General features: G+C 62.6%; 18 protein-coding genes. 8 read left to right on the forward strand and 10 right to left on the reverse strand.

Annotated elements, in window-relative coordinates:
- Nucleotides 1-2: 2 nt before the first annotated feature.
- Nucleotides 3-548: a fimbrial protein gene (locus tag BN1133_RS18130; protein ID WP_050667846.1), complete on the forward strand. Its 546-nt coding sequence runs from the start codon at nucleotides 3-5 to the stop codon at nucleotides 546-548.
- Here the strand turns inward: BN1133_RS18130 and BN1133_RS19855 are convergent.
- The 7 genes from BN1133_RS19855 to BN1133_RS18165 all read right to left on the reverse strand — a co-directional run bounded on the left by BN1133_RS19855 (nucleotide 539) and on the right by BN1133_RS18165 (nucleotide 8,947).
- The gene (locus tag BN1133_RS19855; RefSeq protein ID WP_082178054.1) at nucleotides 539-1,735 is read right to left on the reverse strand and encodes a winged helix-turn-helix domain-containing protein; all 1,197 of its coding nucleotides are present in this window, start codon (nucleotides 1,733-1,735) and stop codon (nucleotides 539-541) included. The two genes, BN1133_RS18130 and BN1133_RS19855, sit on opposite strands and share 10 nt — an antisense overlap.
- Before the next feature lie 273 nt (nucleotides 1,736-2,008).
- Nucleotides 2,009-3,397, reverse strand: coding sequence for an AMP-binding protein (locus tag BN1133_RS18140; protein WP_050667847.1), 1,389 nt, complete (start codon nucleotides 3,395-3,397; stop codon nucleotides 2,009-2,011).
- A complete protein-coding gene (gene menC, locus BN1133_RS18145; RefSeq protein WP_050667869.1) occupies nucleotides 3,390-4,319 on the reverse strand; it encodes an o-succinylbenzoate synthase in 930 nt (309 codons plus the stop codon). The genes BN1133_RS18140 and menC overlap by 8 nt, the downstream gene beginning before the upstream one ends.
- Nucleotides 4,319-5,179, reverse strand: coding sequence for a 1,4-dihydroxy-2-naphthoyl-CoA synthase (gene menB, locus BN1133_RS18150; RefSeq protein ID WP_050667848.1), 861 nt, complete (start codon nucleotides 5,177-5,179; stop codon nucleotides 4,319-4,321). Before menB ends, menC begins: the two co-directional genes overlap by 1 nt.
- Complete coding sequence (gene menH, locus BN1133_RS18155; protein WP_050667849.1) at nucleotides 5,172-5,924, reverse strand: 2-succinyl-6-hydroxy-2,4-cyclohexadiene-1-carboxylate synthase; 753 nt, start codon at nucleotides 5,922-5,924, stop codon at nucleotides 5,172-5,174. Before menH ends, menB begins: the two co-directional genes overlap by 8 nt.
- Nucleotides 5,917-7,617, reverse strand: coding sequence for a 2-succinyl-5-enolpyruvyl-6-hydroxy-3-cyclohexene-1-carboxylic-acid synthase (gene menD, locus BN1133_RS18160; protein WP_050667850.1), 1,701 nt, complete (start codon nucleotides 7,615-7,617; stop codon nucleotides 5,917-5,919). Before menD ends, menH begins: the two co-directional genes overlap by 8 nt.
- A gap of 13 nt (nucleotides 7,618-7,630) precedes the next feature.
- Entirely contained in the window at nucleotides 7,631-8,947 is a 1,317-nt protein-coding gene (locus BN1133_RS18165; protein WP_050667851.1) for an isochorismate synthase, read from the reverse strand.
- Nucleotides 8,948-9,121: 174 nt separating this feature from the next.
- On the opposite strand from BN1133_RS18165, the gene BN1133_RS18170 reads away from it, so the two are divergent.
- A complete protein-coding gene (locus BN1133_RS18170; RefSeq protein ID WP_050667852.1) occupies nucleotides 9,122-10,030 on the forward strand; it encodes a 1,4-dihydroxy-2-naphthoate polyprenyltransferase in 909 nt (302 codons plus the stop codon).
- A 47-nt stretch (nucleotides 10,031-10,077) separates the two neighbouring features.
- Here the strand turns inward: BN1133_RS18170 and BN1133_RS18175 are convergent, their stop codons facing one another.
- Nucleotides 10,078-11,721, reverse strand: coding sequence for a methyl-accepting chemotaxis protein (locus BN1133_RS18175; protein WP_050667853.1), 1,644 nt, complete (start codon nucleotides 11,719-11,721; stop codon nucleotides 10,078-10,080).
- A 170-nt stretch (nucleotides 11,722-11,891) separates the two neighbouring features.
- Between BN1133_RS18175 and BN1133_RS18180 the strand changes: the two genes are divergently transcribed.
- From BN1133_RS18180 to BN1133_RS18190, 3 genes are all read left to right on the forward strand, one after another.
- On the forward strand, nucleotides 11,892-13,727 hold the full coding sequence (locus BN1133_RS18180; protein WP_050667854.1) for a M3 family metallopeptidase: 1,836 nt from the start codon (nucleotides 11,892-11,894) through the stop codon (nucleotides 13,725-13,727).
- Between the two features lie 174 nt (nucleotides 13,728-13,901).
- The gene (locus BN1133_RS18185) at nucleotides 13,902-15,869 is read left to right on the forward strand and encodes a methyl-accepting chemotaxis protein (RefSeq protein ID WP_050667855.1); all 1,968 of its coding nucleotides are present in this window, start codon (nucleotides 13,902-13,904) and stop codon (nucleotides 15,867-15,869) included.
- 8 nt (nucleotides 15,870-15,877) lie between these two features.
- Complete coding sequence (locus BN1133_RS18190) at nucleotides 15,878-17,311, forward strand: ABC transporter substrate-binding protein (RefSeq protein WP_050667856.1); 1,434 nt, start codon at nucleotides 15,878-15,880, stop codon at nucleotides 17,309-17,311.
- A gap of 38 nt (nucleotides 17,312-17,349) precedes the next feature.
- On the opposite strand, the gene BN1133_RS18195 is transcribed toward BN1133_RS18190, so the two are convergent.
- Entirely contained in the window at nucleotides 17,350-18,141 is a 792-nt protein-coding gene (locus BN1133_RS18195; protein ID WP_050667857.1) for a GNAT family N-acetyltransferase, read from the reverse strand.
- Between the two features lie 323 nt (nucleotides 18,142-18,464).
- Here BN1133_RS18195 and metF point away from each other — a divergent pair, with 323 nt between their 5' ends.
- Nucleotides 18,465-19,358: a methylenetetrahydrofolate reductase gene (metF, locus tag BN1133_RS18200; RefSeq protein ID WP_050667858.1), complete on the forward strand. Its 894-nt coding sequence runs from the start codon at nucleotides 18,465-18,467 to the stop codon at nucleotides 19,356-19,358.
- Between the two features lie 51 nt (nucleotides 19,359-19,409).
- On the opposite strand, the gene BN1133_RS18205 is transcribed toward metF, so the two are convergent.
- A complete protein-coding gene (locus BN1133_RS18205; RefSeq protein ID WP_050667859.1) occupies nucleotides 19,410-21,686 on the reverse strand; it encodes a zinc/cadmium/mercury/lead-transporting ATPase in 2,277 nt (758 codons plus the stop codon).
- A 116-nt stretch (nucleotides 21,687-21,802) separates the two neighbouring features.
- On the opposite strand from BN1133_RS18205, the gene BN1133_RS18210 reads away from it, so the two are divergent.
- Together BN1133_RS18210 and BN1133_RS18215 are read left to right on the forward strand one after the other, a co-directional pair.
- Nucleotides 21,803-22,537 (forward strand): substrate-binding periplasmic protein, encoded by a 735-nt coding sequence (locus BN1133_RS18210; RefSeq protein ID WP_050667860.1) that lies wholly within the window; start codon nucleotides 21,803-21,805, stop codon nucleotides 22,535-22,537.
- Between the two features lie 107 nt (nucleotides 22,538-22,644).
- Nucleotides 22,645-23,205: a single-stranded DNA-binding protein gene (locus tag BN1133_RS18215; protein WP_050667861.1), complete on the forward strand. Its 561-nt coding sequence runs from the start codon at nucleotides 22,645-22,647 to the stop codon at nucleotides 23,203-23,205.
- The last annotated feature ends 303 nt before the right edge of the window (nucleotides 23,206-23,508 follow it).

Here is a 23,508-nt window from a genome sequence, read left to right on the forward strand (position 1 = left end):
GTATGCGTATTTTCTGGATAGGGTTGGTGTTGTTGCCTGCCGCCGTGATGGCGATGAGTGGCAGGAGCGATGATCTGGAGTTGCTGGGTAACGAGGTGAGGCTGCACGGCAGAATCATCGATCAGCCCTGTACCATAGCGCCCGACTCGCTCGATCAGACGGTGGATATGGGAGTGGTCGATGTGCGAGAGCTGTATGCCAATGGTGGTGGCGCCTATATCCCCTTTACCATTCGGCTCGATAACTGCAAACCCGGTATCTTCAAGGCTGCCAGGGTCACCTTCAGCGGTAAGGAGGACGGGGTGATGAGCGGTGCGCTCGGGTTTACCCAGGGCAGTGCGGCCGGGGCCGGTTTGCGTCTCTATGACGACAGACAGGGAAAGATAGAGTTGGGTCAGCCGACCCATGGTTACACCCTCTCGGGAGGGAGCGAGAACGAGCTGCTTTTCTCGGCCAGGGTAGAGGGACACCCGGATGCCATCATCAACCGCACCATTACACCGGGCAGTTACGGCGCCGTGGCGAACTTTGTCGTCGCCTATGAGTGAGGTTCAGGTCCCTTCAGGCTCTCCTGGCTGCTCCAGGTGAGCACCCCTCCCAGGTAGCTGGAGAAGTAGAGGCCGTCAGGCAACAAGATGTAGTGTGCCTTCTGCTTGGGCGAACGAAAGGCGGCCATCATGGTGGCGACCAGCGGGCTGCTCAGCAGTACCTCATGATTGATATTGCCGAGGGTGGTGTTGCTGATCTCCACCACAAAGTCTTCATCGATCTTATCCACATCGCCCACGGTATCGACCGTGAAGAGGCGGCGACCCTGACTATCCACCGCGCTGAGGGCTGCGACGATGATCTCACGTCCCTTGCCTCCCTTGAGCAGATGGCTGCGCTGGCTGATCTCCACCCATTCATCACCCGCCCGGCACTCCTGATGAAAACGCAGGGTGGTGGTGGTGAGTGCCGTGTAATCGGCGCTGACCGCATCACTTGCCGCCGCCATGGTATCGAGAACACAGCGTAACTCGCTATCTATCTTACTGCCGTCGCGCAGCAAGAAGACATTCTCGTTGCGAAGCCTGCCTTGGGGATCGAAAGTGACATAGGAGATGGCCTCTTGCCCGATCAGGATCGAGGCCCTCTTGCCTGTGCCCTGGCCCAGCTGCCTGGCCAGGAGATCGATCGAGGTGCCATGGGTCTGCTCTGCATAGCGAGTCATGTAGAGCGAGACGTTGCTGATATCGATCGACTTCAGGCTGTTGGCGGTGGCGACCCGATAGGCGGAATAGGCGACCAGCAACAGGGTGAGCAAGAGTAGCGACGCCATGAGGATCCGCTTGCGAGAGAAGAGGCGATCGCTCTTGCGGCGACGATAGACTACAGGTGCCGCCGGATCTTCCTGAGGTGTCTCTTCTTCTCTGTAACCGGGTTCGACGGCGGCGGTAAACAGGTATCCCACGCGAGGGATGGTATCGATAGCATCCATCACCCCGAAGGCCTCAAATTTGCGGCGCAGGGAGAGGATCTGCCGGTTCAGATTGGTGTCCGTGCTCTCCTGATTGGGCCACAAGGCCTCTTGCAGCTGGTTTCTCGGGACGACAGCGCCCGCTTCATTACACAGGATCTCCAGAAGCTCAGTCTCTTTGTTACTGAGTTTTACCTCTCGCTCTCCCTTGGCCAACCTGAATACTGCGGGGAAAAACAGAATATCCTCCGCAATTTTGTAGAAGGTGTTAATCATCAGTGACTCTTTTTCCTACCAAGGAGCACATTTTACCATCGTAATTAGGTTGTTCAAATGTTGGTTATTCTATAAAGACTTTGTTTTTCAATTGGTTACAATCTTTCACTCTGTAGTGATTATTCTCTCAACCTAAATAGACAGATATTCGCTCGTAAAGTGAGCGACATGACCCGGAATAGTAAGTGTTATGGGCTGTCGAGAGGAGTGAGAGAAGCGAAAAGGGATAAATTGGCACCCACAGTGTGATCGGGGTGCCCTTATACGGGCATGTTATGACAGTTTGTGTCGTAGGACGTCGAGGGCGTTTAGCCGCCATTCATTGCGCCTGGGCTTGAGCTCTCCTCCGCCGTCAGGCCAGGGGAGCCAGTGGTCCGGCACCATAAAGCCGGGCAGTTGGCTGCGGATCCACTCTTCCAGTTCGGCCTGGGGGGCGGGGGCGTCTCGCCACTCGATAAAGCAGACGGGGCGCTCCCCCCACTCCTCGCTTGGCACCGGCACGACCAGCGCCTGGGCTACCGCAGGGTGATCCACCAGACGCTGCTCTATGGTCTCGGGCTGGATGTTCTCTCCTCCCGAGATGAAGAGATTGTCGAGTCGCCCCTCCACCACCAGTTCGCCGCTGTCGATCAGGTCGCCCCGGTCACGGGTATGGAACCACCCTTCGTCATCGCGTGCAGGATCGATCCCATCGAGCGTGTCATAGCCCATAAACAGGGTCTCCCCGCGCACGCAGATCTCCCCCTCCTCGATCTTGACCTCCCGATCCGGCAGGGGGAAGCCCACCCGACCCGGCAGGGTGGGGGTCGCGGTGCAGACCTGGCTCGCCATCTCGGAGAGGCCGTAACTCACCCTGGGGGTGAGCCCCAGAGCCGTGAGGCGTGCCACCAATGGCGCGGGGATGGCTGCTCCCCCCAGCAGCAGCTCGCACAGCCGGGTCTTGGCGGGATCGAACCCCTCCGCCAGCAGTCGCCATAGCTGGGTCGGCACCAGAGAGAGGTGGGTGATGGGCTCACACTCCAGGCGAGTCTTGAGCGGACGGTTGCGATCGTGCAGCACCAGGGTGGCGCCGGCCAGGAAGACCCGAAACAAGATGGCGTAGCCCCCCACGTGGAACAGAGGCAAGGAGAGCAGCCAGCCGCAGTCGTGATCGAGGGGGAGAAGCCGGCTCGACCCCCGGGCCGAGGCGAGATGGTTGGCGAGACGGTGCAGCACCGCCTTGGGTTCGCCGCTGGAGCCCGAGGTGAGGATCAGGTTGTTCGGCTGCTCGGGGTCAAGGGGCCAGTCGCCGCTCTCCTCCCGCTCGCTTTCGACGTCGAGCCGAAGCTTACGCCATGGGCCCATCGCGTCGATTCCCCAGACCCCGTCGACGCGCAGTCGCTCGGCCAACGCCTGCTGGCGGAGTGGGGGGAAGGCGGGATTGAGAGGGCAGAAGATCAGGCCGAGACGCACGCAGGCCCAGGCCAGCAGAACGTCCTCCAGATTGCCTCGCACCGGTGCGGCGAGGCGCATGCCACGATGCATGCCCTGAGCGTCAAGCCGGGCACACAGGGCATTGAGACGGCGATCGAGGTGTCGATAGTCGAGAGGCTCGGGGCCGAGGATGGCCGGCTGCGCCGGGCACTCCTGAGCCCAGCGCCGTACCGGGCAACACTCAGTCATGTTGCCAGACCTGGATCAACTTACTCAGGTCAGGCGTGCCGTCAGCGGCCAGCAGATCCTCGGCCAGCCAGCGTCGGGTATCGAGGCCGGGAGCCTGCTGCGGGGCCCACTGCTGCCCGAGGCGGGCCAGTTGGCCGAGGCCCAGGCCCGATTCGAAGCAGGAGGAGACGATCACCTTGAGACGCAGTTCACTGGCCCGGCTGACCAGCGCCTCGCAGCGGCAGAGGGATCCTAGCAGAGTGGGTTTGAGCACCAGGGCACGCAGTTGAGGGATGGGTTCCCACGGCTTGCCCTGGGCCAGCAGCTCGTCGAGGGCGATCGGCATGTTGGTGCGGGCGGCAACGAAGCGGATATCGTCGAAATCACCGCAGGGGTCTTCCAGATATTCGATGCGCGCGGGGTCGAGATGTTGGCAGAAGGCCCAGGCCTCCTCCCGGCTCCACCCCTGGTTGGCATCGAGGATCAGTTTGAGATCCGGGCGGCGATCGAGCAGCAAGTGGATAAGGGCCAGCTCGTCGCGCATGGGGTAACGAGCCACCTTGAGCTTGGCCTTGGCCGGTGTCTTGTGTAGCCACTCCTTCCAATGCTTGAGCAGTTCCTGGGGGGAGCCCTGGATCAGCGGATAGGGCTCGGGCAGGGGTTGCCCGGCATCGGGCCAGCTGCGGCGTGCACAGTCGAGACCGAACTGCACCGAGGGGAGGGTGGCGGTCACCATCTCACCCCGAGCCACTCCCTTGAGGCAGGCCAGGGCCTGCTCTTGCGCTTCATCCAGGGTCTCACGGGAGAAGCCGGGCAGGGGGGCAATCTCCCCCCAGCCATTGCCGATGCGCACCAATAGGCCCTGACGTGCCGTCTCGACCCGGCCATGGAACGTCAGGGGTTGGGTAAAGGCGAGGCGGTAGCGATACAGGGCCAGCATGATCACGGGTTCCGTTTGAACTTGGAAAAATCGGGGCGGCGCTTCTCATTGAAGGCGTTGCGTCCCTCCTGACCCTCGTCGGTCATGTAGAACATCATGGTGGCGTTGCCCGCCAGCTCCTGCAGGCCGGCCTGACCGTCGCAGTCGGCATTGAGGGCCGCCTTCAGGCAGCGCAGTGCCATGGGGCTGTGTTGCAGCATCTCGCGGCACCAGCGTACCGTCTCACGCTCCAGCTCGGGCAGGGGCACGACCGTGTTGACCAGCCCCATATCGAGAGCCTGGGCCGCGTCGTAGAGGCGGCACAGGAACCAGATCTCCCGGGCCTTCTTCTGGCCGACGATGCGTGCCATGTAAGAGGCACCCCAGCCACCATCGAAGGAGCCCACCTTGGGGCCGGTCTGGCCAAACATGGCGTTCTCGGCGGCGATGGTGAGATCGCACATCATGTGCAGCACATGACCGCCGCCTACGGCGTAGCCGGCGACCATGGCCACCACGGGTTTCGGGCAGGTACGGATGTCGCGCTGGAAGTCGAGCACGTTGAGGTGGTGCACGCCGGTATCGTCACGGTAGCCACCGTAGTCACCGCGGATCTTCTGGTCACCGCCGGCACAGAAGGCCTTGTCGCCGAAGCCGGTGAGGATGATGGCGCCCACCTGGTCGTCGTAGCGTGCGTCGCTCAGGGCCTGAATCATCTCCTTCACCGTCAGCGGGCGAAATGCGTTGCGTACCTGGGGACGGTTGATGGTGATCCTGGCGATCCCCTCGCTGGACTTGTGGTAGAGGATGTCCTCATAACCGCTGGAGCAGTCCTGCCACTCGACGGGGGCATAGAGTTGCGCTTCGGTCAGACCTTCAATCATGGCTCTTCTCTTCTGGTGGTGAAGCCCAGCGAGCCAGCTCGCGGGCGTAAGATTCGGGCAGGGTGGCGTGCAGGTTGTGCCCGCCCTCCAGAGTCCGATGGTCGATTGTGGAGCCCGGCCCTGCCAGCTGGCAAGCCAGGGTATGGAATTTGTGATCCCGCCGCCCCGAGAGGTAGGTGACCGGCAGACGGGTGGTCGACAGCCAGGGACGCAGATCCGGCTGCTGGCCGAGAGAGGTGGCCCGCAGCATGGCGGCGATGGCGACGCCGTCGTTATGGCGGCGCCGGGCTATTTGGGCGGTGCGCGCCGTCTCGTCCAGATCGGCGAACACCCCCTGGCGATACCAGTCGTCCAGCACGCGGGTCAGGGATTCTTCCTCAAAGCGTCTGGCCCAGGCCTCGTCGCGGGCCAGGCGGTCAGGGCGCCGCACCAGCTCGAGCCCGGGATGGCAGTTTTCGAGCCAGAGGGCCTCGAGCCCGCTCGGCTCCTGGCTGGCGTGATAGAGGGCGAGGCGTCCTCCGAGGGAGTAGCCGACCAGCCGGTAGCGCTCGACACCGGCTTGGCGTAACTGTTGGCAAAGCCAGTCGTCGAACTCGGCGAAACCGGCGACGCGCACCCCTCTGTTGGCACCGTGCCCCGGCAGGTCGAGGGGAAGTAGCGGGCCGGGGAGTGCGGCGGTGACGACCGACCAGTCGTCACCGCTGCCCAGCAGGCCGTGCAGCAGAACCGTGCTCACCTCAGCCACGCAGCCGGCTCCCCAGAGTCTTGAGATCCTCGCTCACCTCGTCGCTCGGCACCCTGATTTCCAGCAGGGTGACGCCGCCACGCAGCGCCTCACGATACAACTGCTCGAAGCTGGCCAGGGTCTCGGGAGCATGATAGCCAAGGCCAAACATGGCGGCGGCGTGGGCAAAGTCGAGCCCGTGGGGCAGGCGATAGTAAGTGTCGCGCAGACCCGCCTCGGTGGGGACCGGCAGCATGTTGAAGATGCTGCCCCCGTCGTTGTTGAGCAGGATCACCACGAAAGGGTGAGGGCGCTTGGTGAGCAGGGCCAGGCTATTGAGATCGTGCAAGGCGCTGAGATCCCCGATCAGCAGGGTGGTCGGTCCATCGAAGCTCTCGGCGAAGCCGCAGGCGGTAGCGATGAGGCCATCGATGCCGGAGGCTCCGCGATTGGTCATCACCCTGGTTGGGCCCTGGCCCGGGGTGCCCAGCATGTCCATCAAACGGGCTGGCATGCTGTTGCCGACGAAGAGTTGCCCCTCGACCATGGCATTGAGGCGATGACACACCCCGAGCTCGGAGAAGCGATGGCTGGCCGCATCGATCAGGGCGGCAGTGCGCGCCAGGGGCTCGCTCAGGGTGTCCCAGCGCCGGGCTGGGGTGGTCACCGGATGGCTGGCGACAAATGCGCAGGGGGTACAGTGCAGACGGCGACGCAGCCGGTAGTCGGGGTCGAGGCGAGCGGGCTTGGGATCGATTAGCCAGTAATCTTGCCAGGCCTGGTCGCGCACGAAGTGACCCAGGCGCTTGGAGATGAGGCGGGCACCAAACTGGAGCAGCACCTCGGCCCGTCCCAGCGCCTCGCGAAAGCGAGGATCGTGCAGGGCGAGATCCGTGTGCAGCAGGCTGTGGGGGTGAAAGCGCAGCTGGCTCTGAAGATCCGCGATGAGAGGCCAGCCGAGCCGCTCGGCCAGCTCGGCCACGGCAGTCGCCTCGGCAGGATCCTCGATACGGCCGGCGATGATGAGCCCTCGTTTGCCGGCGAAGTGTTCCCAGTCAGGCTGGATATCGACCCTGTGCAGCGGGGCCTGCCAGGGGCTCCAGGGCGCATCGCCGTTCAGCCAGTCACCGAGGGGGGCCAGGTAGTCGCCATAGTTCCCATATGCGCCATCCGGATAGAGGGGCTCGGGGTACATGCAGTTGAAGTGCACGACCCCCGGAGTTTGCCGCTGGATGGCGATGGCCTGATCCACGGCACTCAGCACGAAGGCGGGAGCTATGGTGGGCGTCGGGCTCGGCAGGTTGAGCTGATAGACGGGGTAGCGGGCGAAGATCCCCTGCTGATCGATCGCCTGGTTGGCGCCGTTGTCGATGAGCTCGGCCGGCCGATCTGCCGAGAGGATCACCAGTGGCACCCCGGTCAGCTGGGCCTCGGCCACGGCGGGCCAGAGATTGGCCACGGCGGTGCCCGAGGTGGTGATGATGGCAACCGGGCGTGCGCTCCCCTTGCCCAACCCGAGGGCAAAGAAACCCAGCCCCCGCTCGTCGAAGTGGAGGTGGGTACGCAGCCCCGGGTGGGTGGCGGCCACCATGGTCAGGGGGGCGCTGCGAGAACCCGGTGCCAGGGCCACGTCACGGACGCCGAGGCGGTAGAGCTCCTCCAGCAGCAGGGCGGCCCAGACATGGTTAAAGGTGGCGTGACAGGGATCGAACATGATGATTTCCGGGTTAGTCCTGCGCCAGCAGGGAGAGGACATTGTCTATCTTGTTGTCCAGCTCGGCCCACTCGGCCGAGGGCTCGGAGCCGGCGACGATACCGGCTCCGGCAAACAGGGTGACGGCATTGGCGTCGAGCAGGGCGCTTCGGATGGCCACCGAGAATTCGCTGGTGTCGCGGCTGAGCATGCCACAGGCGCCGGCGTACCAGCCACGGCGATAGGGCTCGTGGCGGCGGATGAAGTCGATGGCCGCCTCGCGGGGGGCGCCGCCCACAGCCGGGGTCGGGTGCAGGGCCGCCAGCAGTTGCCAATCCTCCACCCCGGGGTGCAGCTCGGCCTCGATATCGCACTTGAGGTGTTGCAGCAGGCGCAGCTTGAGGATGCGCGGCTCGGTGAGGCTGGTCTGCTGGGCCAGGGGGGCGAGGCGGCTCAGGATATCGGCGTGAACCAGCCGGTTCTCCAGCCGGTTCTTGTTGTCACTGAGCAGCTCGTGGGCGAGAGCCGCGTCGATGGCCTCGTCACCGCTGCGTCGTATGGTGCCGGCGAGGGCCTCGGTGAAGAGATGATGCCCCTCACGGCGATAGAGGCGCTCCGGTGAGCAGGAGATAAAGGCCTGTTCCTTTTCAAACTGAAAGCCGAAGTGGAAGCAGCCCTGTGCCCTGGCTCGCCAGGACTCCAGCATCTGCCAGGGGTCGACGGCGTGAGCGGTCTCGAGCCGGCTGGCGCGGGAGAGCACGACCTTGGGGGTGTGGGCCTGAAAGTCGGGGGCGGTGACCCGCTCTACCAGGTTGTGCCAGGTGGCAAAGTCCGGGGTGTCGTGCCGCAGGTAGCCCTGGCCTTGCATCGGCGTCAGGGGATGCTCCGGGCAGAGTGCCTGCAGCGCCTGCTTGGCGCGGGCGATCTCCTGCTCCCGCTCCCCCTCGTCGAGCAGCAGGTTGAGGCAAAGGCTCACCTCCTCCCCGCGGCGTACCAGCTCGATGCGCGGCAGGATCAGGCGGCAGGGGCCGAAGCCGGGCCAGCCCTCCCCGTCGGGATCGAAGGCGAGTCCACCGAAGTAACGAGGAGAGTCGGCACCGGAGAGGGACGTCTGATGACAGAGGGCGTCCAGCCTGGCCGGATCCCGGATCTCTCTAATGCATCCCAAAGTGGCATACTCGGGGCGATCGTCACCACGGGCGTGCCAATAGATGCGGGGATAGAGGGGCTGGGACGAGAGCCAGCCGAGAAAAGAGTCTACGCGAGCCGGCACGCGCAACCGCACGAAACCGCAGGTTGCCTCATGACGCAAGGCGTCCAGCTGTTGCATGAGATGAGTGGGTGCCAACATGGATAGCGATTCGAGGGCCTACTTTGTGCCAAAAGGCGGACAATTCATATATATTAACTGCCCATTCTTCCATGTAAATTGTCCGGACATCTAATCCTGAGCGTGCCCAGTATAGGCAAGGGGTCTCTCCCTGAACATCGACGGGATCAAGAACCGGTCGTTTGGCCATCGAATATGCGTAAAAAAATCAATGCCTGGGTGATGGCAGCTCGTCTGCGAACCCTTCCCCTGGCCTGTTCTTCGATCCTGCTGGGCAGTGGCCTGGCGGCCAGCCGTGGCAGTTTCGACGGGGCCATCATGGGGCTGGCCCTGTTGACGGCCATCCTGCTGCAGATCCTCTCCAACCTGGCGAACGACTACGGGGATGCCGTGTCGGGTGCCGACAACGGGGATCGAATCGGTCCGCAGCGGGCCGTGGTCTCGGGCCTTATTACCCGGGGCGAGATGGTGCGGGCCATGGCGCTGGTGGCGCTGGGCTCGGTAGCGAGCGGGCTGGGGCTGCTCATCACCGCCTTTGGCCATAACTGGCTCGATGTGCTGCTGTTTGTGGCGTTGGGTGGCTTCGCCATCATCGCCGCCATCACCTATACGGTGGGTAAGACCCCCTACGGCTACCGTGGGTTGGGAGATATCTCCGTCTTCCTCTTCTTCGGTCTGCTCGGGGTGCTCGGCTCCTTCTACCTCTTTACCCACAGCCTGAATTGGGAGCTGCTGCTGCCGGCGGCTGCCTGCGGTCTGCTCGCCACCGCCGTCCTCAACATCAACAACGTGCGGGACATAGAGAGCGATGCGGCGAGCGGCAAGATTACCCTGGCGGTGCGCCTCGGCCGTGACAAGGCGATCGCCTACCACTGGGTGCTGCTGGGAGGGGCCGTGCTGCTGACGCTGATCTTCTTGTTGATCCATGGCGGCGGAGCCTGGCCCTGGATCTTCCTGCCGGCACTCAAGCCACTGACCGATGCGGCGCGCACCCTCTCTCAAACCCGGGATGGTGAGGTGCTGACCGGCGCCCTCAAGCGCACGGCCATGGGCTCGTTCCTCTACAGCCTGCTGCTCTCAGCCGGGCTGGCACTCGGAGCCTGAAACAGCAAAGCCGTCACCCTGTGACGGCTTTTTTCTATCCCCTGGACCTAGTGGTGTGAAGGGGCGGCGGGTTGATCCTCGTGCAGCCGGAAGTCCGAGAGGCGTTGATCCAGATTACGCGAGAGGTCGGCCAGCAATTCGCTCTCTTGCGCCAGGTAGCTGGCCGATTGGGCCATCTCCTGGGCCGAGTCATTGATGCCGAGGACGTTGCGGTTCATCTCCTCGGCCACGGCGCTCTGCTCTTCGGCCGCCGTCGCTATCTGGGTCGCCATGTCGTTGACATGACGAATGTGATGGACGATGAGGTCCAGATCTCCCCCTGCCTTTTCTGACTGGGTGACGCTGCTCTCTGCCAGGGTCCGACTGGCCTCCATCGCCTGGGCGGCGCTCAGCGCCCGTTGTTGTAACTCGCTGATGGTGCTCTGTATCTCCTCGGTCGAGTGGCGAGTGCGGCCGGCCAGCTGGCGTACCTCATCGGCCACCACCGCAAAGCCACGCCCCTGCTCACCGGCCCTGGCCGCCTCGATGGCGGCGTTGAGCGCCAGCAGGTTGGTCTGCTCCGAGATGGCGCTGATGACGGCGGTGACCTCGCTTATCTGCATTACCCCCTCCTTGAGCTGGTTGACCTGGGTAGTGGCTTGCTCTACCTCCCGAGCCAGGCTCTGGATGCCGCTGACGCTGGCGCTCACATCCCGGTTACCCAGACCGGCCTCGTCGGTGGCTTCCTTGGTGTCCTGGGCCGTGTTCTCGGCATGGCCCGCCACATCGGCGATGGTGGCGCTCATCTCGTTCATGGCAGTGGCCAGTTGCGAGAGTTGATCGCGCTGGTTGGTGACGGCCTGGCTGGTCTGCTCGGCAGAGGAGGCGATCCGCAAGGCGGCATCCGCCACCTCTCTGGCCCCCTGGCTGGCTTCTTGCAGGGCGCCACGAATGGCGCAGAGGCTCTGATTGGTGCAGGTGGCCAGTTGCCCCAGCTCGTCGCTTCCCTGCACCGGTACCGTCACCACCAGATCACCCCGGGCGACCCGGGCCATGGCCTGGTTGATGGCGGCCAGCGGATTGACGATGGAGCGGCTGATGCCGTGGCCGAGTAATCCCATCAAGAGGGCGATGATCAGTGCGGCCCCCCCCATGCGCAGGAACTCATGCCACAGAGTGGACTGGATGTCGTGGATCAGGATGCCGGATCCCAGGATCCACCCCCATTCGGGGAAGCCGGTGACCCGGCTCATCTTGAGCAGGGATTCACCGTTGGGAGAGGGCCAGGGATACTCCAGGGTGCCGGAGCCGCCCCCCTGTGCCAGGGTCACCATCTGATTCCAGTGAGCACCTTGGGTGGCCGCACTGCCGCTGCCCATCTGCTGGCCTACCAGCTCAGGCTTGAGGGGGTGGACCAGCATATGGCGCTGCTCGTCGATGACGAAGAGGTAGTTATCCCCGTCGAAGCGCATGTTGTCGATCATGGCCCTGGCCTCGCGCTGGGCGATCTCCCTGGGTTGGGTGGCGGCCAGGTGGGCGATGCGGGTTCGAGCCAGGTCGAGCACGGCGGAGAGCCGGGCCTGGCGCTCTGCCAGCAGGTTGTCGTGCAGGCTGCTGGCCGAAATGGCCAGCATGGCCAGAAAGCCGAACAGGGCCAGCGCCAGCATCAGCCACAATTTGTGGCTGACGGCAATATTCCCGAGCCTTAACATAGATCCTCCTTGACTGGGTTTCTGCAGAACCGTCGACGAGCTTATTGGATGATTGTTGCTCTATTGAGTCTAAGTCTTGATGATGGTCCGACCATGTGTCCAATCGGGGATGGGAGCAGGATCACATCTCGGGTCAAGGGTTCACAACAACAGATATAAAGAGGGAATTGATGTCTGCCAGGAGTTATTTTGACCAGTTGAACCGTGATTACCTTGCCGTGCACAGACGAAAGGAGGAGCTCTTCTGGTCCACCTACATGGGCACCAGCGACGATCACGCCGGTTTCACCGCGGCCGAACAGGCCTACAAGGGGTTTTGCGCCAACCCGGTGCGGCTACCCGAGCTGAGGGCGGCCATCGAGCAGGCGGGTGACGACCCGCTACTGCTGGCCGGCCTCAAGGGCTGGCTCGCCTTCTTCGAGTGCAATGTGATTGAGGACGAGGAGGCCGCCCGTCTGATGGACGAGCTGGTGGTCGCGGAGTCGCAACTGTTTGCCGCCCGCCGCGAGCTGGCTCTGACCCTGGTGGGCGAGCAGGGGGAGACTCTGCCGGGCTCTTTGCCGACCGCTTCCACCCTGATTGGGACCAGCTCAAGCGAGGCGTCGCGCCAGAGTGCCCTGACCCTGTTTCGCACCCTGGAGTTGTGGGTGGTCGACCACGGTTTTCTCGACATAGTGCGGCTGCGTAACCGCTTCGCCCGGGCCATGGGCTATCGCAACTACTTCGACTACAAGGTGCACAAGAACGAGCAGATGAGCCCGGAGCAGCTCTTTGCCGTGCTCGACGACTTTATCGCGCGCACCGACGAGCGCTGCTTTGCCAGTCTTTCCGAGCTCAGGCACAGCAAGGGGGAGGCCGCGCTGCTGCCCCATAACCTGCGTTACTTCTCCAGAGGGGATGTGATCCGGGAGCTCGACGCCTATGTGCCCTTCTCTCGTGCCCTGCGTGACTGGGTCGAGAGCTTCCGCCGTCTCGGCATCCAGTTCCGCGATGCGACCCTGACCCTGGATCTGCTCGAGCGCAGCGGCAAGTTTGAGAATGGCTTCTGCCACGGCCCGGTTCCGAGCCACTGGCAGGGAGATACCTGGGTTCCTGCCACGGTCAATTTCACCAGCCTGGCCCAGCCGAATCAGGTGGGTAGCGGCTGGAGTGGCCTCAACACCCTGTTCCACGAAGGCGGGCACGCGGCGCACTTTGCCAACGTGACCGGCAACTCCCCTTGCTTCTCTCAGGAGTTCCCGCCCACCTCCATGGCCTATGCCGAGACCCAGTCCATGTTCTGCGACAGCCTGCTGGGAGATGCCGACTGGCTCAAGCGTTATGCCCGCAGTGCCGCCGGGGAGGCGATTCCGGATTCCTTGATCCACCGTCTCATCGAGACCAGCCAGCCGATGCGCGCCTTCAACGAGCGTCAGATCGCCCTGGTGGCCTATTTCGAGTGGGATCTCTACCGTCTGGAGGAGGAGGCTCTGACCGGTGAGCGGGTGATTGCCCTGGCTCGGGAGTGGGAGCTGCGCATCCTGGGGGTCGAGAGTCCGCGTCCCCTGTTGGCGATCCCGCACCTGCTTAACCAGGAGTCGGCCTGCGCCTATCACGGCTACCTGCTGGCGCAGATGGCGGTCGAGCAGACCCGCGCCTTCTTCCTGCGTCGCGACGGCTATCTGACCGATAACCCGAAGATCGGGCCGGATCTGGCCGCTCATTACTGGGCGCCCGGTAACGGCAAGAGCCATGACGAGACCCTGCAGAGCCTCACCGGAGAGGGGTTCAATGCCCGTTACCTGGCCGACGCGTGCAATCAGACGGTGGCGCAGGCGTGGCAGGAGGCCCAGGCCTGTATGGCCGCCGCTGCAGGTCGTTCGGCACCGGGGGAGGGGGCGCCCCTCAACGCCGTGATCCGGGTCGTCCATGGCAATGAACCGATCGCCGATAACAGTGAGTCGGAGGCGGCCATGTTCGCCGATTTTGAAGCCTGGATTGCCAAACACTATCCAGCGCATCGCTAGGCCCTCATTGGCTCCTGTTTTCTCGACAGGAGCCAACTTCTTACACTTCGTTACCTAATCACCCCGAAAATGTGTTCTACATCAATGGAATAAGAGCGTTCCTGGCTCCAGTTTCCCTGTGGGTGGTCGATAAGCACTATGTTGAACACATCCCCCCATATTGAGGACAGCTCCATGAGTCTCTCCATTGTGCAAAGGATCATTGCCGGTTTCGTGTTGATGCTCCTCTTGCTGATCCTGCTCGGCACCGTCAGTGCCCTGAAGATTCGCGGTATCAACGCGGGCCTGACGGACGTGACCGAGCGCTCTACTCCCCTGCTGGTGGCCGCCGCCACCATCAAGGGCAATCTGCAGGATGCCAACCGCTGGGTGCTGGAGTATCGCACCAGTGAGGAGGCGGGAGCACTGAGTGCCCTGGCCAGCCGCTATGAGGAGCAGCGTCAGCGCTTCGACAAGAGCCGCGAGGCGCTGCAACGACACGATGATGGCGGTCGTTTCGGTCAGATCGAGCAGGGTGCCAACCAGTTCTTCTCCCTCGCCGGCCAGGTGCTCGAGCAGCATCGTCGCGCGGTCGAGGCGCAGGATCGTCTGGCGGAGCTCAACAAGGGCTTCATCCGTCTGGAAGATACCTATCAGTGGGCCGCCGATCTGCTGTTGCAACAGGCTTCCAGCCAGCGCTCCATGCGTAACAAGGCTGAGCTCATCACCTCGGGGATCGCCCGGGACCTGAAGAATATTCGGCGTGCCGACCGGCAAACCGATCTGGCCAAGCTGGAGAAGGTGCTCACCACCGACATCGAGATGGCTCGTAAACGTCTCGAGCGGGTTGCCGTCGCCGATGATGTTAAGGCGCGCTATCTGGCCAACCTCGGCAAGCTCGAGGAGCTGGCGCTCGGCCCCCAGGGTCTGCTTGCCAGCATGCGTAATCAGCAACAACTCGACGCCTCTCTCGCCGATCTCAATGGACGCCTCGATGCCTCCATGGCACAGGTGTTGAACCTGCTCGACGAATTCAGTGCCAGCGCCGGTCAGCTGGCTTCCAGCAGTCGTAGCAGTGCCGACGGTGCGGTCAGCAGTGCCAGCTTCTGGATCATCACAGTGGCCGCCGTCTCGGCGCTGGTTGCGCTGGTGATCGGCTATACCACGGCGCGCAGCATCCAGCGGCCGCTGCAGATGATCAATCGCGAGCTCGACGCCATGGCCGCCGGTGACATGACTCGCCGTATCAACTATCAGAGTGGATGCGAATTTGGTGCCCTCTCCCGCTCCATCGACATGCTGGCCAGCAAGACCGGCGATCTGCTCTCCCAGATCAACGCCGGTTCCCGCCATCTGGTGGATGAGGCCTCTCGCGCCGCCGAGATCAGCGAGCGCGCCATGGCCCGGGTGCAGGAGCAGAAGAGCCAGACCGATCAGGTGGCAGCCGCCATCACCGAGCTGGAGGTGAGTGCCAGCGAGGTGGCTCGTACCACAGACAACACCAAGCATGAGGTTGCCCTGGCCAACGACGAGACCCAGGCGGGGAGACGCAAGGTGGCCGATACCCGGCGCATCACCGAATCCCTGGAGCAGGCCATGGAGGAGGCGGTTGGCATCACCCACAAGCTGGGCGAGTTCAGCGACAACATTGGCAGCATACTCGACGTGATCCGTGCTATCGCCGAGCAGACCAATCTGCTGGCGCTGAATGCCGCCATCGAGGCGGCGCGGGCTGGTGATGCGGGCCGCGGCTTTGCCGTGGTGGCCGACGAGGTGCGTGCGCTGGCAAATAGGACTCAAACCAGTACCGAAGAGATCCAGGCGATGATCGAGAACCTGCAGGCATCCAGCCGCCATGTGGTGGAGGTGATGGGGCGCAGCCAGGATCAGACCCGGGGTTGTGTGGCCCAGACCCGTGAACTCGATGAGGCGCTCCAGGCCATCGCCGGGCGCATGAGTACTATCAAGGAGCTGGCCGATCAGGTGGCGCATGCCGCCACCGAGCAGATCTCCGTCAGCCAGGGGGTCGCCCGCCACATCTCGGGGATTGCAGAGGTGGCGTTTGACACCGAGCGTGAGGCCCGTCAATCGGCAGACAGCAGCGAGGTGCTGGCCGATCTCGCCTCGCAACAGCAACAACTGATCGCTCACTTCAAGGTCTAGGAGGCCCTATGTCGAATAAATGGTTAGGGCTGCTTGGGCTCCTGTGTGCGGCCCCGCTGGTAGCCAGTGAGTTGGTGATTGAGAGCTGGCGTACCGATGACCAGGCCCTGTGGGAGCAGAAGATCATTCCCACCTTCGAGGCGAGCCATCCCGGGATCAAGGTGCGTTTCCATCCGGTGCAAAACGTCAATTACATGCCGACCCTGCTCGACAATCTCAAGGGAGGCAAGGCAGGAGATCTCATCACCTGTCGTCCCTTCGACGATTCCCTTGCGCTGTTCAAGGCCGGCCACCTGGCCGAGGTGACCGAAATGGCCGGGATGGAAAACTTCCCGAGTTTTGCCCAATCGCCCTGGCAGACCGATTCCGGTGCCCAGACCTTCTGCGTGCCCATGGCGTCGGTTATTCACGGCTTCTTCTATAACAAGGGTATCTTCAAGGAGCTCGGCATCGAGCCTCCCCAGACCCGGGATGCCTTCTTTGCTGCCCTCGACAAGGTGAAGGCCGATGGTCGCTACCTGCCACTCGCCATGAGTGGTAGCGAGAGCTGGGTGGCGTCCGAACTTGGTTTCCAGAACATAGGTCCCAACTACTGGAAGGGGGAGGATGGGCGCCTGGCTCTCATCAATGGCAGTGAGCGGATGGATGCCCGTCCCTTCGTGCAGGTGTTTGAGGAGCTGGCACGCTGGCGACCCTATCTGGGTGAGGGGGCGCAGAGCCGCGACTATGGGACCAGCAACCAGCTCTTTACCTCGGGCAAGGCCGCCATGTATGTGGCCGGCTCCTGGGAGATTGCGCCCTTCACCGGCAAGGTGGACTTCGGGGTGCTACGGCCGCCGGTCGCCAAGAGTGGGGATAGCTGCTTCTTCACCGATCACACGGACATCGGCATGGGGATGAATGCGGCCAGCAAGAACAAGGAAGAGGCAATGCAGTTCCTGCAGTGGCTCACCACGCCAGAGTTTGCGGAGCTCTACACCAACGCCCTGCCTGGCTTCTTCTCCCTCTCCAATCACTTCTTTGAGGTGAGTAACCCGGCGGCCAAGGCCATGATGGAGTGGCGTGACCAGTGCGACTCCACCATTCGGGTGGCGACCCAGATCCTTTCGCGGGGGACGCCCAAGTTGGGTGATCAGCTTGCCGAGCTGAGCCAGGCCGTGTTGCTGGGCAAGGAGAGCCCCGGTGAGGCTGCGCAGCAACTGCAGAAAGGGTTGACCAGCTGGTATGGCCCGCAGCAGAAGCCGAAGGGCAAGCGTGATGCCGCAGCCGAGTGTGACTGCGCCCCTGTGGCGCCGGTCACTGCTCCTGCCGTGGCATCAAACGAACCCGCGCCGGCTGCCGTGGCGCCGACCACAGAGGCCGCACCGGTTGCGCCGGGTGAGACTGAGGAGGCGTTGTCCCAGGAGCTGGAGCGAAGCGCAGCGCCACTCCCTTCGCAGTAACCCCGAGAGCGGGGAGGCTTGGCCTCCCCGCTCTCGTTTCAGCCCTGTTCCCAGCGGCAGAGGCTGCCGGTACGGGCGACAGGCTCGAAGCCGAGTCGGCGATAGACACGCTGGGCGTGATAGTCGCAGTCTGCCACTATGATCAGCTCCGCCACTCTCCCCAGCCCGTGGCGAGCGACACCATGAAGCAGATGACGGCACAGGCCGCGGTTGCGCCAGGCCTCCCGGGTTCTGACCCACTGAAAACGCCCCAGGCTCTCGGTGAAGAAGAGACCACAGCTGGCAACCAGGCTCACACCGTCCCACATCCCCCACCACTGGCCCAGACCATCGGCTATCATGGCCCGATAGAGACGCACGCGGGAGAGGAGAAACTCATGATAGTGCGCCGCCTCATGGGCCGGATTGCGTTCCCTTAACTCGAGTTCGACCCAGGCAGGCCAGTCATCCGGGGTAAAGGGGCGAACCGGGAGGGGCAGGGGACCATCGGGGGGGATCAGACGCTCTCGGGTCAGAGAGAGCGCGAGACATTCCATATAGTGGTAACCACAGGCGACGAAGGCACCAGGACAGCGACTCAGCCCCTCGTCCAGTGGCCACAGGAAGGTGCGATGGCGAATGCGGGGGTCCTGACCGATGAGGCGATCGAACGTCTGCTCCAGCCATCCCTTGTCCCTGTCATCGGGTGGGCGTGGCAGCAGCAGATAGTTACCGAAGTAGTAGTCCGGGCTCTCCGGAGTCGAGATGGCCCAGTAGTCGGAATGACGCTGAATGAGACCCTGATAGCTGTCAAACAGCAGATCGGTGGAGATGGCGGGGTGGGTCTCCATGGGGGGACTCCTCACAAGCTTGAACCAATCTGGTTATCGGCAGGGAGTGGCGGCTCTACATAAAAGAAGGGCCGGAGAGACTCCGGCCAAACAATCACACGCAGATTCAGAACGTATAACGTTCTGCACACATCATAACTGGATTCCGAACTCTTGGGGATGGGGTTCAATCAGATAACGCAAAATTTTTCTTTCGTTTGCGGGTTAATCTGGTGAGAAAAGATGACAGACAGGTTGACATCCCCGGGAAACCGGGCAGGATATAAAGACGTTTGGACGTCTAAACATCCATTTTTGAGTCGTGTCGTACAGGGAGAGAGCAGATGGGATTTCACAGCGCACGTCAGGTTGAAGCCCTCAACCAGAGCATCGCCGATCTGAGCGGTGATATTTCGGTCAGCTTCGAGTTCTTCCCGCCGGGCAGCGAGAGCATGGAGCAGACCCTGTGGCAATCCATCGAGCGTCTCAAGGTGCTTGAGCCCAAGTTTGTCTCTGTGACCTATGGGGCCAACTCGGGTACCCGGGATCGCACCCACAAGGTGATCAAGGACATCAAGGAGCGTACCGGCCTCATCGCAGCGCCACACCTGACCTGTATCGACGCGAGCCGCGACGAGTTGCGCACCATAGCTCGCGACTACTGGAACAGCGGTATCCGCCACATCGTTGCCCTGCGTGGCGATCTGCCCCAGGGGGTGGAGAAGCCGGATATGTATGCCGCCGATCTGGTGGCCCTGCTCAAGGCCGAAGCCAACTTCGACATCTCGGTCGCAGCCTACCCCGAGGTACACCCGGAGGCACGTAGCGCCCAGTCCGATCTGCTCAATCTCAAGCGCAAGATCGATGCGGGTGCCGACCGGGCCATCACCCAGTTCTTCTTCGACGTGGAGACCTACCTGCGTTTTCGTGATCGCTGTGCGGCCATCGGCATCGACGCAGAGATAGTGCCGGGCATATTGCCGGTCTCCAACTACCAGACCCTCACCAAGTTTGCCGGTTTCACCAACGTGAAGATCCCGCGCTGGATGCACCAGCGTTTCGAGGGGCTCGACAACGACCAGGCTACCCGTAATCTGGTGGGGGCCAGTATCGCCATCGATCAGGTGCGGGTACTGAGCCAGGAGGGGGTTAAGGACTTCCACTTCTATACACTCAACCGCTCCGAACTCACCTACGCCATCTGCCATACCCTGGGGGTTCGTCCCAAGTCGGTGTGATGCCCGGATAGCAAGAAGCCCCGCCAGAGCGGGGCTTCTTCATCATGGAACTCAACGCTTGCGCAGCAGGCGCAGGGCATTGGCGGTCACCAGGGCGGTGGCGCCAGTGTCGGCCAGCACCGCCAGCCAGAGCCCGGTCAGACCGAGCAGGCTGGTGACCAGGAAGATTGCCTTGAGACCGAGAGCCAGGGCGATGTTTTGACGTATGTTGGCGAGCGCAGCCCGCGATAACCGGATCATGGCCGGCAGCCCGTGCAGTTGGCTGGTGGTCAGGGCGGCATCGGCAGTCTCCAGCGCCACATCCGTGCCCGACCCCATGGCGATACCGATACGGGCCCGCTTCATGGCCGGGGCATCGTTGATGCCATCCCCTACCATGGCGACAGCCTTCTGGTTCCCCAGATTGGCAACGGCCTCGACCTTGTCGGCGGGCAGCAGGCCGGCCCGGTAGTCCAGGTTGAGCTCTGCCGCGATGGCGGCGGCCGCTCTTGGATTGTCACCGGTCAACATGACGCCATCGATCCCGAGTGCCTGCAACTCGACCAGAGCGGCACGGGCATCGGGACGCAGGCGATCCTGCAGAGCCAGCAGGGCACGGGGGATCCCCGTCTGAGCCAGTACGATGACGGTTTTTCCACCCTGCTCGAGGGTTTGGATTTGTGCCACCGTGCCTTTGGCGAGGCCACCTTGATGGGTCGGGGCCAGTAGGCTCCAGGATTGACCATCGATCTCCCCTTCAACCCCCATGCCGGGCAGGGCGCGAATCTCACGGGCCGTGGCCGGAGTGACCCCAAGGCCTTGGGCATGAGCCACAATGGCCTGGGCCAATGGATGGTGAGAGCCCTGTTCGATGGCGGCCGCCATGGCCAGCAGTCGCTCGATCGGGTGTGTGTCATCCAGAGCGATCAGATCGGTTACCGCTGGCTTCCCCAGAGTCAGGGTGCCGGTCTTGTCGAAGGCGATGAGTTCGACACTGGCCAATCGTTCCAGTGCTGCACCTCCTTTTATCAGGGCTCCCTGACGGGTCGCCGCAGCCAGCGCCGAGGTGACGGCTGCCGGAGTCGAGATGACCAGGGCACAGGGACAGCCGATGAGCAGCAGTGCCAACCCACGATAGATCCAGGTCTGCCAATCGGCCCCCATGGTCAGGGGAGGGATCAGGATGACGGCGAGAGCGACCAGCATCATGGCTGGCGTGTACCAGCGGCTGAAGCGGTCGATGAAGCGCTCGATGGGGGCGCGTTGGGACTCGGCCTCTTCGATGAGTTGCAGTATGCGGTCGATCGCATTGTGACCCGGCTCCGAGATGACACGCAGTCTGATCACTCTGTCTACGCAGAGGGAACCGGCGGCGACCTTTTCACCGCTGCGGCGCTCAACCGGGAGCGACTCACCGGTGAGGGCGCTCTCGTCGAAAGCCGCCAGTGCGTCGAGTAATTCGGCATCGGCAGGCAGACGGGCGCCAGGCGCCACTTCAATGACGTCGCCCGGCATCAGCTCCCCGGCTTCCACTTCCTCGCGGAGCTCGCCGCGTACCCGTACGGCTCGCTCGGGGACCAGGGCCATCAGGGCACTCACTCCGGCCCGGGCACGCCCGGCGGCGTAGGCCTCGAGTTTTTCTCCGAGCATGAAGAGCAGCAGCACCATGGCGGCTTCGGCGGTTTCCCCCAGGTAGAGGGCGCCAACGGCAGCCACACTCATCAGGGTCTCTATCGCAAAAGGGGTTCCACTACGGGCCAGCTGCCAGGCCTTACAGGCAACTGGCCACAGCCCCCATAATGTCGCCAGGATGAAGAGCCACTCGCCTTGAGTCGGTGCAATCTGGCCTATCAGGGTAGCCAGCGCCATCAGGGTGGTCAGAGAGATGAGCGGAAGGTTGCTGCGTAACCAGCCGGTCGTGGCCGGAGTGGTCGCGGTCGTCTCCTCGTTCAGGGTAAAGCCGGCTGCGCTGACTGCGGCCATGATGTCGAGAGGGGAGAGTGCCGGGATGGCATCAACCACCAGACGCTCGGTTGCAAACAAGACCCTGGCCTGATTGACCCCGTTGAGACGCCCAACCGCTGTTTCAATCTTTCGGGCGCAACTGGGGCAGTCCATCCCGCTCACCTGCCAGCTGTGGCGACGGCTACCCTCGGCCGGTGCATCAGGCTTCAGAGGAGGATCGTCATCGTTGCCGTGAGCGTCGAGATCGCAATGCCCATCGCTATGCTCATGGGATGCCTGGGGTGCGGTGACGGCATCACAGCAGTGATTGCCGTGGTGATGAGGCTTGTTGGGGTTGATGGCCTTGATGGTGGGCGGGTTACCCGAGCAGCAGGAGTGGCTCATGGCGAGTTCCTTGTTGTCCAATGCTTGAAGACGAGTCTAGACCTTTGACCATAGTCCAAGGTCAAGGGGCTATCAGGGCGACCTATACTTCTTCAAGGTGGTGTGGGAGTGTGCATATGAAGTGTTGTCTGTTGCTCTTGGTGCTATGGCAGCCCTTGTGGGGCGTGGCGGCCCCCCTGACCTTGGTGGCCGGGGATTTCTCACCCTATACGGGGGAGTCTCTCCCACAGGGGGGGCTGTCTACCCGCCTGGTGAGGGCCATCTTTGAAGAGGCCGGATGGGAAGAGCCCAACATAGCATTCATGCCCTGGAGTCGCGGTTATAAGCAGGCTCGTCTCGGCATTGTCGCCGCCACTTTTCCTTATGCGTGGAATGCGGAGCGTGCCGGGCAGTTTCTCTACAGTGCACCGATTCATTTCGATCATCTGCTCTGGTTTAGCCGAAAAGAGAACAAGAAGGCAGCTAAAGGAGAGTGGAAAGGAATGCGCCTGTGCATTCCCAAGGGGTGGAATACGGCTCATGCGGCAGAGGCGATTAAACGCTATAGCCTGAGACTGGAGCAACCCCTCGAACTGGAACGCTGTCTCGAGTTGGTGATGGTCGGGCGGGCTGATCTTATTGCGATGAATGAGCGGGTGATCGGCGAGGCCTGTATGCAGGAGTTCCGCCATAGAGAGTGTCTGCAGAGGCTTCCTTTCTACCCCCAGACAGACTCTTTCTATCTCATCATGTCACGCAGCTATCCCGATGCTCCTGCCTTTATCGAGCGCTTTAACACGGCACTGGCTTCCCTGCGTGCCGATGGGCGTTACGATCGGATACTGCTCGAGGGATTCGCCCCCGCCGAATAGCACCAGCACCAAGATTGTGGCAGACTGTTTCCCCTGCACTGGGTGAATGTCCACCCACAGATTGAGTCCAGGTCGAGCCTGGCATAGCGATAGAGTGAGAGAGAATTATGGCCAGTCGCGGCATCAACAAAGTGATTCTGATTGGTAACCTCGGGCAAGATCCCGAAGTTCGTTACATGCCCAGCGGTGGAGCGGTGACCAACATTACCCTGGCCACCTCTGAAACCTGGCGCGACAAGCAGACCGGTGAACAGAAAGAGCGTACCGAGTGGCACCGCGTCGTGTTCATGGGCAAGCTGGCCGAAGTCGCAGGGGAGTATCTGCGCAAGGGTTCGCAAGTCTATGTAGAAGGCAAGCTGCAGACCCGCAAGTGGCAGGATCAGAGTGGTCAGGAGCGCTACACCACCGAAGTGCTGGTCGACAGTTTCACCGGCGTGATGCAGATGCTGGGTGGTCGTCCCCAGGGGGCGGGTCAGCCGATGAATCAAGGGGGTGGCCAGCAAGGCTGGGGTCAGCCCCAGCAACCCATGCAGCAGGCCAGCCGTCCTGCGCCGAGCCAGGGCATGCAGCAACAGGGTGGCTATAGCCGCCCGGCTGCGCAGCCTCAGTCAGCCCCGCCGGTTTACAACGAGCCGCCCATGGACTTTGACGACGATATCCCGTTCTGAGTCTTGCAAGACATCGACAAAAGCCTCGCATTGCGAGGCTTTTACTTTATATATGTCTTTGAACCGGCCCCCAGGGGCGTTTCTGTGGATAATTCTGGTGATAATCTGTGTTTTTGCTTTGTGTTTGGTCGAACGCACCAAAAACGACACTTTTTCACGATTTAGTCCTTGCCAGAATTCGCCGGCTCCCTATAATGCGCCTCCATCGACAGGGCAACGCCGCCACAGCAGCGAGCCGGTCGATGGGTGAAAAAGCCTTGAAAAATAAGGCTTGACTCACCGGGCGGGAAGCGTAGAATGCCA

This window comes from Aeromonas schubertii (assembly GCF_000820105.1).
GTDB classification, from domain to species: Bacteria; Pseudomonadota; Gammaproteobacteria; order Enterobacterales; family Aeromonadaceae; genus Aeromonas; species Aeromonas schubertii.

What these genes read in the sequence shown, in the direction of transcription:
- BN1133_RS18210 (WP_050667860.1), top strand. Translation starts at nt 21,803, where the DNA reads ATGAAGTGTTGTCTGTTGCTCTTGGTGCTATGGCAGCCCTTGTGGGGC.
- BN1133_RS18190 (WP_050667856.1), top strand. Translation starts at nt 15,878, where the DNA reads ATGTCGAATAAATGGTTAGGGCTGCTTGGGCTCCTGTGTGCGGCCCCG.
- BN1133_RS18175 (WP_050667853.1), bottom strand. Translation starts at nt 11,721, where the DNA reads ATGTTAAGGCTCGGGAATATTGCCGTCAGCCACAAATTGTGGCTGATG.
- BN1133_RS19855 (WP_082178054.1), bottom strand. Translation starts at nt 1,735, where the DNA reads ATGATTAACACCTTCTACAAAATTGCGGAGGATATTCTGTTTTTCCCC.
- menD (WP_050667850.1), bottom strand. Translation starts at nt 7,617, where the DNA reads ATGTTCGATCCCTGTCACGCCACCTTTAACCATGTCTGGGCCGCCCTG.
- BN1133_RS18205 (WP_050667859.1), bottom strand. Translation starts at nt 21,686, where the DNA reads ATGAGCCACTCCTGCTGCTCGGGTAACCCGCCCACCATCAAGGCCATC.
- BN1133_RS18170 (WP_050667852.1), top strand. Translation starts at nt 9,122, where the DNA reads ATGCGTAAAAAAATCAATGCCTGGGTGATGGCAGCTCGTCTGCGAACC.
- BN1133_RS18165 (WP_050667851.1), bottom strand. Translation starts at nt 8,947, where the DNA reads ATGTTGGCACCCACTCATCTCATGCAACAGCTGGACGCCTTGCGTCAT.
- BN1133_RS18180 (WP_050667854.1), top strand. Translation starts at nt 11,892, where the DNA reads ATGTCTGCCAGGAGTTATTTTGACCAGTTGAACCGTGATTACCTTGCC.
- BN1133_RS18185 (WP_050667855.1), top strand. Translation starts at nt 13,902, where the DNA reads ATGAGTCTCTCCATTGTGCAAAGGATCATTGCCGGTTTCGTGTTGATG.
- BN1133_RS18140 (WP_050667847.1), bottom strand. Translation starts at nt 3,397, where the DNA reads ATGACTGAGTGTTGCCCGGTACGGCGCTGGGCTCAGGAGTGCCCGGCG.
- menB (WP_050667848.1), bottom strand. Translation starts at nt 5,179, where the DNA reads ATGATTGAAGGTCTGACCGAAGCGCAACTCTATGCCCCCGTCGAGTGG.
- metF (WP_050667858.1), top strand. Translation starts at nt 18,465, where the DNA reads ATGGGATTTCACAGCGCACGTCAGGTTGAAGCCCTCAACCAGAGCATC.
- BN1133_RS18130 (WP_050667846.1), top strand. Translation starts at nt 3, where the DNA reads ATGCGTATTTTCTGGATAGGGTTGGTGTTGTTGCCTGCCGCCGTGATG.
- BN1133_RS18195 (WP_050667857.1), bottom strand. Translation starts at nt 18,141, where the DNA reads ATGGAGACCCACCCCGCCATCTCCACCGATCTGCTGTTTGACAGCTAT.
- BN1133_RS18215 (WP_050667861.1), top strand. Translation starts at nt 22,645, where the DNA reads ATGGCCAGTCGCGGCATCAACAAAGTGATTCTGATTGGTAACCTCGGG.